The organism is Actinoplanes sp. NBC_00393, assembly GCF_036053395.1.
GTDB lineage: Bacteria > Actinomycetota > Actinomycetes > Mycobacteriales > Micromonosporaceae > Actinoplanes.
In genome coordinates this window covers 911,429-929,000 of sequence record NZ_CP107942.1, presented here as the reverse complement: position 1 = coordinate 929,000, position 17,572 = coordinate 911,429, and the positions used below count along the sequence as shown (strand labels likewise).

The following is a 17,572-nucleotide window of genomic DNA, read 5'->3' as shown; positions in this document are numbered from 1 at the left end:
CTGGAGAAAATTCGTATGGCCGACGTGCCACCATCTGACCGCACCCGTTCCCGGCGGGGACGTGCCCTGCTCGCTGCCGCCGGCGCCGTCGTACTGGCGGCCGGGGTAGCCCTCGCGACCCGGCTCGGCGGTGATTCGGACACCGAGACCGCTGCCCCGCAACCGTCCGCCGCGGCAGCGACGGTGAGTCCCACCCCCTCGATTGCGGCGCCCGCCTCGCCGTCCGCGGTGCCGCCGGCGCCCGTACCGACGCTGATGCCGGTCGCCGAAGCGGTGGCCGCGGCCAAGACGAAGGCCGGGAAGCGCTCGGCCCGGGTGCAGTTCTCGCTGCCCCGTGAGGCGGGCAGCTGGCCCGGGAAGTACGGCCTGTCCGGCGTCAACGGCTTCCCGATCCTGAACACCGCATCGGTCGAGTCGTTCTGCAAGGCCCGCGGCCGCGCGTGCAACGTGACGCAGACCTACACCGACCGCACCAGCTACGAGTCGATGACCCGCGGAACCGGCTGGACCTTCGACTTCTTCAGCGGCTTCGACGGGGTCCTCGTGGTCTCCCAGGGCCTGGTGCCCAACAAGGGCGAGGACCAGCTGGACGACTGCGCGGCCGGCGACTACGACCAGCACTGGCGCGACTTCGGCTCGCTGATGGTGCGGCACGGGCGCGGCGACTCGGTGATCCGCCTGGGCTGGGAGATGAACGAGGAGTCGATGGGCTGGCGAGCCCTGGACACCAAGGACTACATCGCCTGCTACCGGCGCGCGGCCGACGCCATCCGGTCGACGAACCCGGAGGTCGTCCTGGACTGGACGATCAACGCGCACAACACGCCGGACGAGCTCTGCGGCGGGCTGACCACCAGCTGCTACCCGGGTGACGAGTACGTCGACATCATCGGCATCGACAACTACGACCACTGGCCGTGGTCGCCGGCCAAGGCCGACTTCGACGCCACCGCCGACCGGCAGGACGGGCTGAACTGGCTGTTCTCCTTCGCCCGGCAGCACGGCAAGCTGTTCTCGGTCGGCGAGTGGGGCGTGATGCCGTTCAGCGACGCGAAGAAGGACAACCCGCCGTTCATCGAGTGGATGCACGGGTGGTTCGCCGAGCACGCCCCGTACCTGGCGTACGAGGCGTACTTCCAGCGCTGCGACGGCCGGACGAACCAGTCGAGCATCCTGCGGCCTAACGACACGAACTGCAAGGCCGACACCAGCGGCTCGTCGGACGTGTACCGCTCGCTCTACAAGTCCTGAACAAAGGGGGAACCCCCCGGTCCGGCGTCAGCCGCCGAACCGGGGGTTCCTCGCCATCGCCCGGTACGCCGCCGTCGACGCCGGATCGGTGTCGATGCGCCACCGCTCCGGGTAGCTCGGGTGCGTGTCGGTGTCGAACCAGGTCACCCCGCCGAACGCCGGCCGCTGCTCGATGTACTTCGTGAACGCGGTGATCCAGTCGGCCTTGCTGGTGCCGCCGCGGTCCACCGAACCGATCTCGGTGATGATCAGCGGCTTGCTCGGCGAGTACTTCTGGTAGACCGGGTCGAACAGGGTGGCCGGGTCCTCCTTGTGGAGGTTGTAGCCGGAGACGCCCACCCAGTCGACGAACTCGTCGCCGGGGTAGTAGGCCTCCATCCGGTTCCACGCCTCGGTCGGCGCGCTGTTCCAGTTCGGGCTCCACACCCAGGAGACGTTGTCGGCGCCCTGCTTCTGGAAGATCTTCCACAGGTGCTGGTAGCAGTCGACGTAGCCCTGGGCGTTCTGATTGTTCTTGAAGCCGCCCCACGCATACCAGTCGCCGTTCATCTCCCAGCCCCAGCGCAGCATGGTGGGCCGGCCCAGGTCGCGCAGGTGCCGGGCGGAGGCCGCGATGTAGCTGTCGGACTCGCCGCTGAGGATCGTCTCGTGCTTCGGCCCGCGCCAGGACACCATCGGGATGGCGCCCTTGGGCAGGTACGGGATCGACGACGGCAGATTGTCGCGCCACGCGTAGAAGACGTGCACGATGCGCTGGTCACGGCCCAGCTGCTTCTTGCGCAGCGCGAGCGCCTCGGCGTACTCCAGCCCGTCCAGCCCCAGGTAGGAGCCGAACAGCGCCTTGCCGGGCACGAACGGGACCGTCCCGCCCAGCTTCTCCCCCGGCTTGGCCTGGGCGAACGGCTCCGGCGTCGGGGCGGCCGACGGCTCGGAGACCGGAGTTTTGCCGGGGCCCTTGGTCGCGGAGGTCCCGGACGGCGTGCCGTCCGATTTCATCTGGCTGTAGCCGAAACCGGCGACCGGCAGGGCGGCGAGCGCGGCGAGGCCGAGCAGCCCGCGACGGCTGACCGGGGTGTCCCGGCGGTGCGACTTGCTCATGTCAGGTTCCGGCCTGCTTTGCGTGCCATCTTGCGGACCATCCGCCAGCCCGGCTGGGCCAGCCGCTTCAGCTGCGGAACCAGCTGGGAACCGGCGCCCTCGACGAGGGCGACCAGGTCGGCGCCGGTGTGGTCCGGCGTCGGCTGGAAGCGGGGTACGGCGAACCGGCGCTCACTCGGCGTGTGGAGGCGATAGCCGACCTCGGTCGCGTTGTCGTGCCCGGAGGCCGCGACCACGTCCCGCACCAGACGGCTGTTGTACCCGTGCGGGTACGCGAACGAGCGCACCTTCAGCTGCAGGCGCTGCTCCAGCTGGTCGTGGCTGCTCACCACCTGGTCGCGCAGCTCGCCCGGGGCCAGCACGTCGAGCGGGTGGTGGATCAGGCTGTGGTTGCCGATCTCGATGCCCGGCACGGTGGCCACCTCGGCCAGCTCATCCCAGCTCATCATCGGGCCGAACGCCGGGGCCCACTCGCCCAGCCAGTTCGCTTGGCCGGCGCCGAGGTGGCCGACCGACGCGTACAGCGTGGCGCCGGCTCCGGCGGCCTGCAGCGCGGGCACACCGGCGGTCACGAAGTCCCGGTAGCCGTCGTCGAAGGTCACCGCGACCATCTTCTCGGTGCTGCCCGTGCTGAGCCGGTCGAGGGCCTCGGTGAGACCGACGAGCCGGTAGCCGGCAGCGGTGAGCGCGTGCAGTTGTTCCGCAAGCCGTTCCGGTGGGACGGCCAGATCACGCAGTGGCCCACCGACGGTGGAGACCGAGTGATACATCAGCGCCGGCAGTGTGGTCCAAGCCGGCGTCGCCGCGTCGGTCACCAAGTCCTCCAAGTACTAACACGGTTCCACTGGCCGGGAACTGTATCAACCACAGCAATCGGTCTGACTCCTCCGTTCGCATGGTGTGGATCGTGGTGCGCGCCTCTGGCCAACCCAAACTACAACGAGTAATCTTCGACTGCCTTCAGATCTCCTACCAGCGCAAACGCGGTCACCGTTCAGTTACTTAGCGTCATCGCTGAACTTTTGTCGCATCGGAGACGTACCGAAGGACGACACCGAACCGCTCTACCCCGGGAGCGCGCACCATGTTCCGCCTCATCCAGCTGCACACCGAGGACGGTGTGCCCCGCATCGGCGTCGACCCAGACGGCTACGTCAGCGCCCGCGCCGCCCTGGCCCACTACCGCACCGCCCCGGCGACCTACTTCGCGGTCGGCCGGTTCGACCACGAGGGCACCCTCACCGAGGTCATCCTCGACCCCATCTGCGGGCTGGACGGCGCCTGCCAGCGGCCGGCGTCGGTGGTGCACGCCAAGACGTACGAACGTCTCTGCGAACGGTGCGCGTCCGGCCTCGACGTGCTGACCGTCCCGCAGCTCGCCCGCCGGCTCGGCATCGCCTGCCGCCTCGCCCCGTCCGTCGCCCGCTTCCGGCAGACCGGCCTCGGCGGCCTGCGCGCCCCGGCCGGCAACCGGATCGCCCGGGAGTTCGCCGAGCACGTCCACGACCCGAAGTGGCGCCAGGGCCTCTGCACCGAACTCTCACAGAGCCCGACCGCGCTGAACGGCCTGCTCATCGGCGCCGGCGCGCTCAGCCACCGGCAGGTGCTCGACCTCTACCCGGTGCTCTGCGCGCTCGGCGACGAACTGCCCGCACAGGTCCGCTCCGACCTCACCCGGGCCACCGCCCGCCCGCTCTCCCCCGCCGGGGTGGCCGGGCTGCGCCTCGGGCTCTCCGTCCGGCCCTGAACTACAGCTCGATCCGCACCACCGAGCCCGTTCCCCGGCAGACGCCGCAGTTCGTGACGTAGGCGTGCCGGCCGCGGATGGCGAGACCGCCCGGGGCGGTCAGGCCGGCCGACGCCACGACATGGTGCGGGCCGTGGCCGGAGACGCGGAGCAAGGCGCCGTTCCGGCCGCCGGAGAGCGCGTACAGGCGGCCGTCGGAGGCCCACGCCAGGTCGGTGACGGCCGTAAGACCCGAGGCGTACACCTGGGGCGCGCGGCCCGGTTCGACGCGCCAGATCCGCGCCTGACCGGGCGGGAACGGAAAGCCGGTCAGCTCACCCACGTAGAAAGCCCCGTCCGGGCCGCGGGCCACCGAGGACGGCACCGGGTCCATCGCGATCCGGTCGGCGCGGATACCGGCCGGCGCCGGAACGGATCGGCGTGGGAACGTTGCGACGGTCAGAATCCGGCCGCGCGGGCCGACTCGCAGCAGCGCGTTGCTGCCGGCGTCGACCAGGAGCCGGTCGCGGCCGACGGCGAGCACGGCGGCCGGGTTCGCTGCCTGGGCGGTGATCGCCTGCCCGTCCCGGTAGAGGCCGGGGGCGCCGGGAGACGGGGTACGCCGGTCGGCGCCGACCGTGTAGTAGAGGCCGCCGCCGGGGCCGGCCGCGACGTCCGACGGGCCGACGGCGCCGGTGCCGCCCGGTGCCGCCACGGATGGCAGGTTGGTGAGGATCCGCTGCTGTCGGCCGTACGCGATCCGGGTTATCGCCCCTGATCGGCCGGCGCAAGCCAGGCCGGACCGGCACGGACCGGCACCGCCCCGCCCGGCCTCGGCGACGTAGAGCTCGCCGTGCGGGCCGAAAGCCAGCCCGCGTGGGCTGTCCAGGCCGGTGGCCAGCGTGAGCAGAGGTGGTGGCTCGGCTGCATACGCCGGCGTGGCGATCAGAAACAGCCCCGCCACCGCGGCGCACAGTGAACCTAGCGTGATCATCAGACTCCCCCGAGTATCGGATGGCACCCGGACAGGTTCCGGCACCAGCACGGCTCGGCGGGGCCGGGAGTCGGGGATCCGACCCCGGTACGGTGACGCGTGTGATCTCCGAACTGGTGCGGCGGGCGGCTGGGCTGTACACCGGTGGGGCGCGGGCATTGCTGGGCATCGCGGGGCCGCCGGGGGCGGGCAAGACCACGCTCGCTGAAGAGCTGGTTGCTGCGCTGGCTGCCGCGCCGCCGCCGGGACATGACGCCGGCTGGGTGGCGTATGTGCCGATGGACGGCTTTCATCTGGCCGATGTCGAGCTTGACCGGCTCGGCCTGCGAGGACGCAAAGGTGCGCCGGAAACCTTTGATGTGTACGGCTACGCGAACCTGTTGCGGCGGCTGCGCTCGGACCGGGACGAGATGATCTACGCGCCGGGCTTCGAGCGGGTGCTGGAGCAGCCGATCGCCGGGGTTATCGGCGTACCCCGTGCGGCCCGGCTGATCGTCACTGAGGGCAACTATCTGCTGCTTTCCTCGCCGCCGTGGCAGCGGGTTCGGGAACTGCTGGATGAAGTCTGGTACACCGACCTCGAGCAGGAGGAACGGTTGCGGCGGCTGATCGAGCGGCATGTTCGGTTCGGGAAGACGCCGGAGGCGGCGGAGGCTTGGGCCAGCGGCACGGATGAGCTCAATGCGGTGCTGATCGCCGCGAGCCGTGACCGGGCCGATCTGATCGTCTAGGAAGCTTCCGCTTCCGCTTGGGCCTCCGCTTCCCCTTTCGCTTCCGCTTCCGCTCCGCTTGGCCTTCCGCCTTCCGCCCCTGCGCTTCTCGCGCGAGCCAGGCGGCTCCCGGGCGCGCCCGCCCGGTCCCGTGCGAACAGATCCTCGGGCCGAGGTCGTCCGCCCCGCCAAACCAGCCCGGCTGGCGCTCACGGTCGTTTCCCACCCGCGCAAGCGACGGTCTAACTGTTAGTCGATCAACAGAGCAGCCGTAACTCCCAGCTCGGCTGATCCACAAGGCCCGATCGCGGCTCCAGCTGTGAGCTCTGGCTGCCTCAACCGGATGGAAAGGTGCACAACTCCCAGCCGGATGATCAAAAAGGCCGAAAATCGGGGCCCGGCTGTGCCTTATGTCTTCCGGACCCTCTTGTAGCGCAACTCTGCAGCAAGACGGCTGGCGCCATCGCCACCGACCGGCTTGACCCCAGGGCTGCGGACGGGGCGAGATGCGGTGCCGCCCCGGGTGACAGCACTGCCGCGCGGCCAAGGCCCGATCCGGCGCTCGGTTGATCACCCAGCCGTGCGGTGCTGCCCTCTCACCGCACAGCAGGCAGCACTGGTGCGCGGCTGAGTGATCAACGAGTCCGAAATACCGGTGCCGGCCGCACGTTGGCGCTGTCACCCACCGATCTGCCGACGCGCACCGCAGCCCGCTCGCCAGTTCTTCGTCTTGTCGCGATTGCATTCGGCTTGTCGTAATGCAGGCGCAGGCCGACACCCGGACCTCGATCCGGGAGAACTCCAGCCTCCGGTCGCGCGTTTTTGTCATACCTGAGTGGCATGCTTGCGCTCATGTCAGTGGGTGAGGCGGTCGAGGCGAGACCGCGCAGGCGTGCGCCGCGCGCGACGTTCGGCGTGCTGATTACGGTGATCTTGCTGCTGCTGTTCGGCGTGCCGTGGGCGACGCTCGCGTGGTCCGGCAATGCCTGGCCAACACCCGTGTTCGCCGCGGCCACCGCGGTCTTCGTGCTGGTCGCGGCAAGCTTCCCGGTGCTCATGTTCCGCGGCCACGGCGGGCACAGCGATGCCGCTTCCCGGATCGCCGACACCACGCTGGGTGTCGTCTGGGTGCTCTTCACCTGGTCGATCATCGGCCAGGCCTTCGGCCTGGCGCTCGCGCTGTTCGGCGTTGCCGATCCCGTCCGCTCGCGGGTGGTCACCGCAGTGGTCCTGCTGATCTCGGCACTCCTGCTGACTTGGGGGTACGCGGAAGCGATGCGCGTCTCCCGCGTCCGCCGGATCGACGTCGTGCTGCCACGCCTCGGTCCCGGCCTCGACGGCCTGCGGGTCGTGCTGATCACCGACACGCACTACGGTCCGATCGACCGCTCCCGCTGGTCCCGCGGCGTCGTCGACGTCGTCAACTCCCTCGAGCCAGACATCGTGGCGCACACCGGCGACATCGCCGACGGCCAGGTCGAGCAGCGGATCAGCCAGTCCTCCCCACTCGCCGACGTCCGCGCCCGCTTCGCCCGGGTCTACGTGACCGGCAACCATGAGTACTTCAGCGGAGCCCTCGGCTGGGTCGAGCACATGACCTCACTCGGCTGGGACGCCCTGCACAACCGCCACCTGGTCGTCACCCGCAACGGCGACTCCCTGATCGTCGCCGGCGTCGACGACCGCACCGCCGCCGGCTCCGGCCTCCCCGGCCACCACGCCGACCACGAGGCCGCCCTGTCCGGCGCCGACCCCGCCCTGCCGGTGCTGCTGCTGGCCCACCAGCCCCAGCAGATCACCGGCGCCGTCGCCCACGGCGTCGACCTCCAGTTGTCCGGCCACACCCACGGCGGCCAGATGTGGCCCTTCCACTACCTGGTCCGCATCGACCAGCCGGTCCTGCAGGGCTTGTCCCGCCATTCCGACCGCACCCAGCTCTACACCAGCCGCGGCACCGGCTTCTGGGGCCCACCGTTCCGCATCTTCGCCCCCAGCGAAATCACGCTCCTCACCCTGCGCAGCCCCGCCACCCCCTGACCTGCTCCTCCCCGCCGCCAGTTCCCACCGGCCGCAACGCACCTCGCCGTGCCCTCCCCGCCTGACCGACGGCCGCAACGCGCCTGACCCTGCGCTCCCTGCCTGACCGACGGCCGCAACACGCCTGACCCTGCGCTCCCTGCCTGACCGACGGCCGCAACACGCCTGACCCTGCGCTCCCTGCCTGACCGACGGCCGTAACACGCCTGACCCTGCGCTCCCCACCTGACCGACGGCCGAGCAGACGCTAGCCCGGCCAGCCTCTTCACGCCAGGCCGCCTGCCGACCGTCGTAGCGCATTCTGGCGACTTCCGCGGGGCCTACCTCCGGGCGTCCACGAGGGCTTACCTCCAGCCTCTGCGGGTGTCTACCTCCGGCTTCCACGGGACCTTCTGTCTGTGTCCGCGAGACCTTCCGGCTGCGTCCGCGGGGTCTTCTGTCGGCGTCCACAGGGGCCATCGCCTGCTGCACAAGGCCACTGCCGATGTCCGCAGAGCAACGCGGCACCAGGCCACCCCGGACCGGCATCGAATCGGCCTCAATCCGGCCGCCGACCATGGTTGCCAGCCAAGTGCCAGCCAGGCGCCCATCCCGGCTGTCACCCAGGACCGTGACAACCTCCGCCAACCGCACGAATTGCGAGCAGGTCACCCAACTGTCGCAGAGCGTCCCTTCAACGCCATCGGAGCAGCCCCAGGGGACAGCCCGCCGCCCTTGGCTGACGCCCAACGTCCCTTCCCACCAACCGAAGCAACACCCAACGACAGCCCGGTACCCTGGTTGACGCCCAACGTCCCATCCCGCGCGCCGAAGCAACACTGAATGACAGCCACCCACGCAGTCGCAGAGCGTCCCTTCAACGCCATCGAAGCAGCACCAGGGGACAGCCCGCCGCCCTTGGCTGACGCCCAACGTCCCTTCCCACCAACCGAAGCAACACCCAACGACAGCCCGGCACCCTGGCTGACGCCCAACGTCCCATCCCGCGCGCCGAAGCAACACTGAATGACAGCCACCCACGCAGCGGACGCTCGGCCCTCCCAGGGTTGCCGAAGCGGCGTTGCCGCGGAGGAGGGCGCGACCACAAGCGCGGGCGCAAAGCCACAGCGCGAGCGCAAGCCACGGCACGGACGCAAGCCACGGCACGGACGCAAGCCACGGCACGGACGCAAGCCACAGCACGGACGCAAGCCGCGGCACGGGCGCGAGCCGCGGCACGGGCGCGGCGGGAGGGGACGCCTGAGGGTGAGACGTCGGTGTGGTCGCTCTCGGAGGTGATCGTCTGCTGTGTACGGTGCGAGCGGTTCAAAAGCGACGCACCGGAAGGCGGAGGACTTGCGCGACATTCTCATCGTCGGGGCCGGGCAGGCTGGGCTCCAGCTTGGGCTCGGCCTGCGCGCCGAGGGGTATCAGGTGACCATCGTGTCGGCTCGGACGCCGGCGGAGATCCGGGAGGGGTGGCCTACCTCGACCCAAGCCATGTTCGAGCCGGCGCTGGACACCGAGCGGGCCTACCGCCTCAATCACTGGGAGCAGGACGCCCCGCCGATCGCCGGGCTGCATATGGGGCTTTCGGCGCCGCCCGGGACGCTTGCGCTCGACATCCGTGCGCCGCTCGAGAAACCGGCACGGTCCGTCGACCAGCGGATCAAGATGTCCGGCTGGCTCACCAGGGCGGCCGAGAACGGCATCGAGGTGATCCACCGCGAGGTGGCGCCGGCCGAGCTGGACGAGCTGGGCCGCGAGCACGAGCTCACCGTGGTCGCGGCCGGCCGGGGTGAGCTGGTCGGGGCGTTCGAGCGGGACGCGGACCGATCCGTGTACGCCGAGCCGCAACGAGGGCTGGCTGTCGCGTACACCACCGGGTTGAAGCCGGATCCGGCCTGGCCGGAGCCGCATGTGGAGTTCCTCGCCCTGCCCGGCCTCGGCGAACTCTTCGCCATCCCGGCGCTGACCGCGACCGGCGCCTGCGACATCCTCTTCTGGGAGGCCGTGCCGGGCGGGCCGCTGGACGTGTTCGGCGGCCGGCGCGATCCGGGCGAACACCTCGAAATCACCCTCCGCCTGATCAAGGAATACCTGCCGTGGTTCCACGAGCGGTGCGCCGGCGTGCAGCTGGCCGGCGACCGCGCCACCCTGCAGGGACGATTCACGCCGACGGTGCGCCGCCCGGTGGCGCACCTGCCCGACGGTGGGCTCGCGCTCGGCATCGGCGACGTGGTGATCTCCAACGACCCGATCACCGGGCAGGGCGCCAACACCGCCGCCAAGGCCGCCCAGCACTACTTGCGGGCCATCCTCGAACGCGGGAACCGGTCCTTCGACGAAGAGTGGATGACAGGGACGTTCGAGACGTTCTGGACAGCGCACGGCCGGGCGGTCACCAGCTGGACCAATGCGATGTTGCAACCGCTGCCGCCGCACGTACAGCAACTGCTCGGCGCCGCGGCCGGCCACGAAGGGATCGCGCGGCGCTTCGCGGCCGGCTTCGCCGACCCGAACGATCTCGGCAATTGGTTCCTCGATCCGCGGAAGGCGGCCGGCTACCTGGCTGATCTCGGCATTTCATAGAACCGCTGAGGGGTACGGGAACGCGCCGTCCCGCCGAAGCCGACCCGTCCCCGCTTCTCCACGCGGCCGCGCAGCCGGTCCGGGCCCGCAACGCGTCCGCCGGGCTTGAGCACGGGGAGACGTCAGGACGAACCGGAAAAGCCGGCCGGGGCCAAGCGGACGGGTAGGAGAAGGCCGGGCGGGGGCAGGCGGATAGGTGGGCCGGGCCCGGCGAGGGTTGGCCGGGCCCGGCGAGGGTTGGCCTGGCCCGGCGAGGGCAGGTGGGGTCCCGGCGAGGGCGGGTGAGCCCCGGGCGAGGGCAGGTGGGCCCCGGCGACGGCGGGTGGGCCGGAAGGCTCGGCGGGAAGCGCCGTGAGCGGACGGCACAGGTCGGTGGAATGCCGGGAATAAACCGGTTGAGGCAGCCTCCCGAATCCACGCAGGATGGGGTCACCGCCTTCCCCTACCGCCCCGAGGACTGTTCATGCGTCTGCTCCGCGACCTGTGGGCCACAAGCCGAAGTCGCACCGCGCTCGTCGCGTTCCTGATCGTCCTGGGCGCGGCCGGGTCGGCGGGTGCGCTGGCGCTGGCCGGTCCGGTGCTGGTCGACCGGTCGGTTCCGCTGTTCATGCTGCTCGCCGCGGCGCTCGGGGCCGCGGTGCTCACCGACGTGTCGGTGGGGCTGCTGGTGGCCCGGCTGACCGCGGACTGGGCGGCCCGCGTCCGGCGCGGCCTCAACCGGGTGGCGTTCGGGCAGCCGCTGCCCACGCTGGAGAACACGCCGGTCGGTGAGCTGCTGGACCGGATCGACTCGGACGTCTACCAGGTCGGCGCCGAGCTGCGCGGCTCCGGTGTGCGGCTGGCCCAGTCGATGGCCCTCGCGACGCTCTCGATCGTCACCGCGTTCTTCGTCTGGTGGCCGGCCGCGATCGCCATGATCCTGGTGTCGATCCTGCTCTTCGTCACGATGAACAAGCCGGTGCAGCGGATCGGCCCGATCCGGATCCACGAGGAGGAGGCCTGGTCCGACCTGGCGGCGGTGATGGAGGAGGCCATCCACGGGCAGGACGACGTGCGCACCAGCCTCGCCGCGCCCTACGTGCAGAGGCTCTACGCGATCAGAGCCCGCGAGGTCCTGGTCCGGGGCCGCCGCGTCTGGCGCGCGTCCTCGAAGATCACCATGGGGGCCGGCGCGATCACCCGTACGCTGATCGCCGCTCTTGTCGTGGCCGGCGCCTGGGCCCTGGTCGCCGGGCACATCGACAGCGCCCGCCTGACCGCGGTCTGGCTGCTCGCGCTCGGCTTCGGCGGCACCCTGGAGCACGTCACCCGGATGGTCCCCGAGCTGCAGAACGCGCTCGGCGCCTGGAGCCGGGTGCAGCTGCTCAGCAACGTGCCGCAGGAGCCCACCGACGGCGTGCCGCCGGCCGACGGCGACCTGGCGATCCGCAACCTGACCTTCCGCTACGGCGAGAGCGACAGCACGCGTCCACCCGCCCTGCATGACGTCAGCGTGACGTTCGCGCGCGGCCGGTCGTACGCGTTGATCGGCCGGACCGGTTCCGGCAAGTCCACCCTGGCCAAGATCCTCACCCGGGCCGTGGACGTGCCGCGCGGCACGGTCTTCCTCGGCGGGACCGACATCAACGACATCGGCGTGGAGGGGCTGCGCCGGTGGACCGCGATCGTCCCGCAGCGCACCGAGATCCTGGCCGGCACCCTCGCCGAGAACATCGCGCTCTTCGACGAGGATCTGCAGCCCCGGGCCGCCAGGGCGATCGACGAGCTGGGTCTGTCGGCGTGGGTGGCCGGCCTGCCCGACGGCATCGACACCAAGCTCGGCGAGGGCGGCTACAAACTGTCCGCCGGGCAGGAGCAGCTGGTGGCGTTCGCCCGCATCCTGGTCCGCGACCCGCAGGTGGTGATCCTCGACGAGGCCACCGCCCGGATGGACCCGGTGACCGAGTCCTGGGTGCAGCGGGCCACCGACCGGCTGCTGCAGGGCCGGATCGGCGTGATCGTCGCGCACCGGCTCTCCTCGGTGCAGCGCTGCGACGAGGTGGTCGTGCTCGCCGACGGCCGGGTGCTCGAGTCCGGGCCGCTGCGCGAGTCGCAACGGTTCGCCGAGCTGATGGCCAGCAGCAACCTGGCGGTCCCGGTGGCCCGCAGCGGGTCGGGCAGTGCGCTGCTCAGCGAGAACGAGCGGGACTGGGACACCGCGGTGCAGGTCGAGCTCGGCCCGGACGCGCTGGCGAACCCGCTGCCCACAGTGGAGCCGCCACCGCTGCCGGAGCCACCGCAGGCGCACACCATGCGGGAGATCACCCGGCTGGCCACCAACGACGCGCGGTACGGGCTGGGCGCGGTCTCGCTCTTCCTGCTGCTCGTGCTGTTCGGGCTGGATGGGGCGGTCCTGCCGCTGCTCTGGGCCGACGTGGTCGACGGCACCGGCAACCCGCTGTACCCGGCGGCCGGTATCGCCGCCGCGCTCATCCTGCTGATCCCGACGCTGTACTTCACCGGCGCCTGGTTCCCGGAGTGGTGGGTGCGGCAGATGCTGCGGATCAGCCTGCGGCTGGTGCACGGCCAGACCGGGCCGCGGCGGGTCAGCAAGCACACCCCGGCCGAGGTGGTCGCCCAGGGCGGCGACACCGAGCGGGTGGTCATGCTCGCCGACAACCTGATCGACAACTGCGTGGCGCTGTTCGTCGTGGTGGCCATGACGCTGACCTCGCAGTCGTTCGTGCCGGCGCTGCTGTTCGTCGGGACGATGCTGGTGTCGGGGCTGGCCGCGACCCTGTTCGGGCCGCGGCTGGAGCAGGCCGCACGGCGTACCGTGGCGGCCCGGGCGGCGTTCGCGACCTCGCTGGTCTCGTCGCTGTCGGCGGCACGCACGGTGAAGCTGGCCGGCGCCACCGAGCCGGTGCTCGGGCACCTGGCCCGGCTCGACGCGACCCGCAGCGAGCTGCAACGACACGAGATCGCCATTCAGGTGTGGGCCCGCTCCACGCCGTCGATCGCCAGCGGCCTGCTGCCGATCGTCGCCTGGGGGATGTACCTGAACGGGCAGCTCACCGCGGCAGCCACGCTGATCGCGGTGGCCGTGCTCGGGTCGGCCCGGTGGTTCGCGTGGACGACCGCGTCGCTGGTCTCGCACTTCCCGTCGGCGCGGGTGTGGACCAAGCGGACGGTGGCGATGGCCGGCGTCTCCGACTACTCGTCGGAGGTGCCGGGTGTGGACCTGGCCGAGGGCACGGCGCCGGCGCCGCCGACGGCGGCACGCGAGCCGCTGCAGCAGTTGGAGCTGCACGGTTTCAGCGCGGTGCACGAGAACGGCGCCCTGGGCGTACGCGACATCGACCTCACCGTCGACCGTGGACAGCTGGTGCTGGTGGTCGGGCCGGTCGGGTCGGGCAAGTCGTCGCTGCTGCGCGCCCTGGCCGGCATCGTGCACCACACCGGCGAGCTGCGGTGGAACGGCAAGCCGGTCCGTGAGCCGGAGATGTTCCTGCGGCCCAACCAGGTGGGGTACGTTGCTCAGCTGCCCCGGGTGCTGTCCGGGACGGTGGCCGACAACATCCAGCTCGGGCACGAGGTGGACGCGGAGGACGCGGTGTCGGTCGCCCAGCTGGAACACGACCTGACCGCGGCCGGTGGCGGGCTGCAGCTGCTCATCGGGCACAAGGGGACGCGGCTCTCCGGCGGGCAGCTGCAACGGCTGGCGCTGGCCCGGGCGCTGGCTCCGCGTACCGAACTGCTGATCGCGGATGATGTCTCGTCCGCGCTGGACGTGACCACCGAGCTGGAGTTGTGGCGGGCGTTGCGCTCGCACGGGGTGACCGTGGTCGGCTCCACGTCGAAACGGGCCGCGCTGGCCCAGGCCGACAAGGTCGTCGTGCTGATCGGCGGCCGGGCCGAGGACCAGGGCACCTGGGACGAGCTGGCCGACCGCTGGGGCCACCTGGCCGGCTGACCGGGTGCCCGCGCCGTCGACGCGGCGCGGGCGCCCGGAGAGTCCACACAGGTCAGCGGACCTGGGCCTGGAGCTGGCTGACGACCTGGGTCACGGTGTCGGCGGGGATCGCGAAGCCCAGGCCGACGCTGCCGGTGCTGTCGCCGGCGGTGGCGATCGCGACGTTGATGCCGACCACCCGGCCGGACATGTCGACGAGCGCGCCACCGGAGTTGCCCTGGTTGATCGCGGCGTCGGTCTGCAGCAGGCCGGTGAGCTTCTCGTCGCCGGTGTCCAGGCTGCGGTCGAGGGCGGAGACGATGCCCGAGGTCACCGTGCCCTCCAGGCCGAGCGGCGCCCCGAACGCCAGAACGGTGTCGCCGACCGCCACCGAGTCGTCGGTGGCGAACGTGACCGGCGTCAGCCCGGACAGGCCGGTCGCCTGCACCAGCGCGAGGTCGTGCGTGGCGTCGGTGGCGACCACCTGCGCGGGGACGGTCTGGCCGGTGGAGAGCCGGATGCTGACCGTCCCGTCCGCCTCGACCACGTGGTTGTTGGTGAGGATCAGGCCGTCCGCGGAGAGCACCACGCCGGAGCCGAGCGACGACGAGCGGGCGCTGTCGACCAGCACGGTGACGACGCTGGGCTGCACCTTCGCCACGATCGGGGCGAGGTCGCTGCCCTCGGCCAGGGTGGTCACGGTCGCCGCGGCCGCGGCCGGGCGGCTCTCCAGGTAGCGGTCGGCCAGGACAGCGCCGGTGCTGCCACCACCGGCGATCAGTACGAGGATCGCGGCGCCACCGGCCACCCGGCGCTTCCATCGCGGGTCCCGCGGCGGCTGCACCATCTCCGGGGCGATGTGGGTGGGCGGTACCGGCGGCAGGTCGACGACACGCTCGCCGCCGCTGGTGGCGGTCCGGTCGTCGTGGGCGGGGCGGGTCATCAGGTCGGTCATGTCATCGACAGTGCGCCGGCAAATTGTCCCGTACCGGTGAGCCGGTTGTGACTTAGCTGTATGCCGCCGGCAGCAGAGCGACCACCGCCGGCAAGCAGAGCATGCCGCCGCCGGCAAGCAGAGCGTGCCGCCGCCGGCAGCAGAGCGTGCCGCCGCCGGCAAGCCGAACGGCTGGATCGTGCCGGCCTGCCGGTCCCCCTTCCGGGTGACTCCGGCGCGGCATCCGGATCAGCGGGCGGTCGCGCCTAGGGTCTCCCGCGTGTCCCCCACGAATGTCACACCGCGCGACGGCATCGGCCGTCCGCGTACCTCGGTCGAACGCCGTCCGTTCGGCCCGACCATCACCGAACCGGCTGACGCTCTGCGCCTCTCGGCCGGGCGCGGCCCGATCGACCCGGATGTCCTGCGCCCGTCCGCTCCCCCGGACGAGGCCGGCGAGGCGGAAGGCGGGAAGGCGTGAGGCGGCTCGGGCTACTGGTCGCCGCGACGGCCGTACCGATGATCGCTGCCGGCTGCGGGACGGCTCCGGGCGTACCGGAATGGAAATCGGGCATGTCGGCGCCCGCGGCTCCCAGCGTGGCCGGCAGCGTGCCGGCGCCGGAGCAGCCCACGCAGGCCGCGGCACCCAGCCCGGCCGCGACGCCGGCCGCGACGAGCCCGGCGGTGACGAGCCCGGCGGTGACGAGTTCGGCCGGCGATCCCGGTTCGGATGAGCGCTTCGTCGCGGCGGTGCGCGGGCAGCTGCCGGAGGTCGCGGTGGACCGGCGGCCCGAAGAGATCGCCGAGCTCGGCGGCGCGGCCTGCACCTTCCTGGCCGCCGGGCAGCAGCGGGCCGCGGCCGCCGCGGAACTGACCGGGTACGGCGTGACCAGCACCGACGCCCGCGAACTGGTCGTCCTCGCCCGGACCTTCCTCTGCCGCGCATAAAACCGGCCGCAGCAGCAGCCGCAGCCGCAACCTCAGCCGCAGCCGCAGCCGCAACCGCAGCCGCAGCCGCAGCCTCGGCCGAAAGTCGCAGAGCGGCACAGCAGGTGCAGACCTCCGCCGGATGTGCCGCACAGGCCCCCTCGCGATGCTGGATCCATCAGCTCGCAACGGGAGGTCGCGATGTCCGCACGGGGAATGCTCAGCGTGGTCGGCACGGCCGTCGGTGGCCTGATCGGGTGGTCCGAGCCGGCGCCGCCGGCCGACCCGGCGGCGTTGCGCGCGCTCTTCGCCGACCTGGGCGTGCGGATCGGCCCGGACGACACCGAGCTGACTCAGGCGGTGCGTTACTTTCAGCAACGCACCGGCCTGACGGCCGACGGCGAGGCCGGGCCACAGACGGTCCATCTGCTTGCCCGGTACGCGGCGGAGGCTCGCGAGTTGACCGGGCTGCGGGCCGCCTGAGCCCGGCCGCCGTTAGGGTGATGGCCCGATGAGTACGGAACTGGTCACCTTCTACGACGACGCGACCGGCGAACGGGCCGGCCTCTCCGCCACCGACCTGGGCGCCTGGGCCGGGGCGACGGCCTCGCTGCTGTCCGGCGAGTGCGGTCTGCCGCGCGGCAGCCGGGCGGGTGTGCTGCTGCCACCGCACTGGCAGACCGCGGCCGTGCTGCTCGGCGCGTGGGCGGCCGGGATCGAGGTGTCGTTCCAGGGCTGGGCCACCGCCGGGCTGGACCGCGACGCCGGCCCGGAGCCGGACGCCACGTTCGTGGACCGGCGGCGGGTGGACAGCTGGCTGGAGGACGTGCCCCGGGCGCGGCACCGATTCGTGCTCGACCTCGCCTCCGCGAACTCGCCGGCACCGGACGGTTACCGCGACTTCATGCAGGCCGCCCGCCCGCACCTGGGCGCCCCGCCACCCGCCGGCATGGTCGACGCCGGCGCGAGCGCCACTGTGGACGGTACGACGTTCGGCGAGTACGGAGCAGTCGCCGGCGAGGTGGCCCGGTCCCGTGGACTGACCGCGGGCGACCGGGTGCTGATCGACACGACGACGTCCGAGGAGCCGCTGATCTGGCTGCTGGCGCCACTCACCGCCGGCGCCTCGATCGTGCTCTGCGCCAACCTGGACCGGTCCCGGCTCGACGCACGGATCTCCGCGGAGGGCGTGACCCACGTCTGGTGAACGCTGCGCGCTTCCTGGACCGGGCCGGGCTGCTCAGGTTGCACACCCGCTGAAAGCGTTCGAAGTCTGAAATAACTCGAATACTGTCGCTTACCTGTCCGACCGGCCTTGCGCGGTCGTCCTAAGGTGTCGGCCATAGAGGTACCGGTGGTTCCTGCGCGCCGCCACGTGCGCACCGGCGCCCCA

At 71.7% G+C, this 17,572-nt stretch carries 14 protein-coding genes; 10 read left to right on the top strand and 4 right to left on the bottom strand.

From position 1 onward, the window contains the following. Window positions 1-24: 24 nt before the first annotated feature. Window positions 25-1,251: a glycoside hydrolase family 26 protein gene (locus OHA21_RS04130; protein WP_328470286.1), complete on the top strand. Its 1,227-nt coding sequence runs from the start codon at window positions 25-27 to the stop codon at window positions 1,249-1,251. A 27-nt stretch (window positions 1,252-1,278) separates the two neighbouring features. Here OHA21_RS04130 and OHA21_RS04125 read toward each other — a convergent pair whose 3' ends face one another. After that, window positions 1,279-2,349, bottom strand: a complete 1,071-nt coding sequence (locus OHA21_RS04125) for a glycoside hydrolase family 26 protein (RefSeq protein WP_328470284.1) — start codon at window positions 2,347-2,349, stop codon at window positions 1,279-1,281. After that, the gene (locus OHA21_RS04120; RefSeq protein WP_328470282.1) at window positions 2,346-3,176 is read right to left on the bottom strand and encodes a polysaccharide deacetylase family protein; all 831 of its coding nucleotides are present in this window, start codon (window positions 3,174-3,176) and stop codon (window positions 2,346-2,348) included. The genes OHA21_RS04125 and OHA21_RS04120 overlap by 4 nt, the downstream gene beginning before the upstream one ends. A 257-nt stretch (window positions 3,177-3,433) precedes the next feature. Between OHA21_RS04120 and OHA21_RS04115 the strand changes: the two genes are divergently transcribed. Next, window positions 3,434-4,096: a hypothetical protein gene (locus OHA21_RS04115; protein ID WP_328470280.1), complete on the top strand. Its 663-nt coding sequence runs from the start codon at window positions 3,434-3,436 to the stop codon at window positions 4,094-4,096. A gap of 1 nt (window position 4,097) precedes the next feature. Here the strand turns inward: OHA21_RS04115 and OHA21_RS04110 are convergent, their stop codons facing one another. Beyond that, the gene (locus OHA21_RS04110) at window positions 4,098-5,069 is read right to left on the bottom strand and encodes a ScyD/ScyE family protein (protein WP_328470278.1); all 972 of its coding nucleotides are present in this window, start codon (window positions 5,067-5,069) and stop codon (window positions 4,098-4,100) included. Window positions 5,070-5,170: 101 nt separating this feature from the next. Between OHA21_RS04110 and OHA21_RS04105 the strand changes: the two genes are divergently transcribed. The 4 genes from OHA21_RS04105 (at window position 5,171) to OHA21_RS04090 (ending at window position 14,339) form a co-directional block, all read left to right on the top strand. Next, window positions 5,171-5,800 (top strand): nucleoside/nucleotide kinase family protein, encoded by a 630-nt coding sequence (locus OHA21_RS04105; protein WP_442875061.1) that lies wholly within the window; start codon window positions 5,171-5,173, stop codon window positions 5,798-5,800. A gap of 831 nt (window positions 5,801-6,631) precedes the next feature. Further along, the gene (locus OHA21_RS04100) at window positions 6,632-7,816 is read left to right on the top strand and encodes a metallophosphoesterase (protein WP_328470275.1); all 1,185 of its coding nucleotides are present in this window, start codon (window positions 6,632-6,634) and stop codon (window positions 7,814-7,816) included. Window positions 7,817-9,151: 1,335 nt separating this feature from the next. Then, window positions 9,152-10,387, top strand: coding sequence for a styrene monooxygenase/indole monooxygenase family protein (locus OHA21_RS04095; protein ID WP_328470273.1), 1,236 nt, complete (start codon window positions 9,152-9,154; stop codon window positions 10,385-10,387). 463 nt (window positions 10,388-10,850) lie between these two features. Next, window positions 10,851-14,339, top strand: a complete 3,489-nt coding sequence (locus OHA21_RS04090) for an ABC transporter ATP-binding protein/permease (RefSeq protein ID WP_328470271.1) — start codon at window positions 10,851-10,853, stop codon at window positions 14,337-14,339. Between the two features lie 52 nt (window positions 14,340-14,391). Here OHA21_RS04090 and OHA21_RS04085 read toward each other — a convergent pair whose 3' ends face one another. Next, window positions 14,392-15,273 (bottom strand): S1C family serine protease, encoded by an 882-nt coding sequence (locus tag OHA21_RS04085; protein WP_328470269.1) that lies wholly within the window; start codon window positions 15,271-15,273, stop codon window positions 14,392-14,394. A 259-nt stretch (window positions 15,274-15,532) separates the two neighbouring features. On the opposite strand from OHA21_RS04085, the gene OHA21_RS04080 reads away from it, so the two are divergent. The 4 genes from OHA21_RS04080 (at window position 15,533) to OHA21_RS04065 (ending at window position 17,386) form a co-directional block, all read left to right on the top strand. Next, entirely contained in the window at window positions 15,533-15,733 is a 201-nt protein-coding gene (locus tag OHA21_RS04080; RefSeq protein ID WP_328470267.1) for a hypothetical protein, read from the top strand. After that, window positions 15,730-16,200, top strand: coding sequence for a DUF732 domain-containing protein (locus OHA21_RS04075; RefSeq protein WP_328470265.1), 471 nt, complete (start codon window positions 15,730-15,732; stop codon window positions 16,198-16,200). The genes OHA21_RS04080 and OHA21_RS04075 overlap by 4 nt, the downstream gene beginning before the upstream one ends. Window positions 16,201-16,380: 180 nt before the next feature. Next, a complete protein-coding gene (locus OHA21_RS04070; protein ID WP_328470264.1) occupies window positions 16,381-16,662 on the top strand; it encodes a peptidoglycan-binding protein in 282 nt (93 codons plus the stop codon). Window positions 16,663-16,690: 28 nt separating this feature from the next. Next, the gene (locus OHA21_RS04065; RefSeq protein ID WP_328470263.1) at window positions 16,691-17,386 is read left to right on the top strand and encodes a TIGR03089 family protein; all 696 of its coding nucleotides are present in this window, start codon (window positions 16,691-16,693) and stop codon (window positions 17,384-17,386) included. Window positions 17,387-17,572: the final 186 nt, after the last annotated feature.

What these genes read in the sequence shown, in the direction of transcription:
- OHA21_RS04110 (WP_328470278.1), bottom strand. Translation starts at nt 5,069, where the DNA reads ATGATCACGCTAGGTTCACTGTGCGCCGCGGTGGCGGGGCTGTTTCTG.
- OHA21_RS04115 (WP_328470280.1), top strand. Translation starts at nt 3,434, where the DNA reads ATGTTCCGCCTCATCCAGCTGCACACCGAGGACGGTGTGCCCCGCATC.
- OHA21_RS04125 (WP_328470284.1), bottom strand. Translation starts at nt 2,349, where the DNA reads ATGAGCAAGTCGCACCGCCGGGACACCCCGGTCAGCCGTCGCGGGCTG.
- OHA21_RS04085 (WP_328470269.1), bottom strand. Translation starts at nt 15,273, where the DNA reads ATGACCGACCTGATGACCCGCCCCGCCCACGACGACCGGACCGCCACC.
- OHA21_RS04100 (WP_328470275.1), top strand. Translation starts at nt 6,632, where the DNA reads ATGTCAGTGGGTGAGGCGGTCGAGGCGAGACCGCGCAGGCGTGCGCCG.
- OHA21_RS04070 (WP_328470264.1), top strand. Translation starts at nt 16,381, where the DNA reads ATGTCCGCACGGGGAATGCTCAGCGTGGTCGGCACGGCCGTCGGTGGC.
- OHA21_RS04090 (WP_328470271.1), top strand. Translation starts at nt 10,851, where the DNA reads ATGCGTCTGCTCCGCGACCTGTGGGCCACAAGCCGAAGTCGCACCGCG.
- OHA21_RS04065 (WP_328470263.1), top strand. Translation starts at nt 16,691, where the DNA reads ATGAGTACGGAACTGGTCACCTTCTACGACGACGCGACCGGCGAACGG.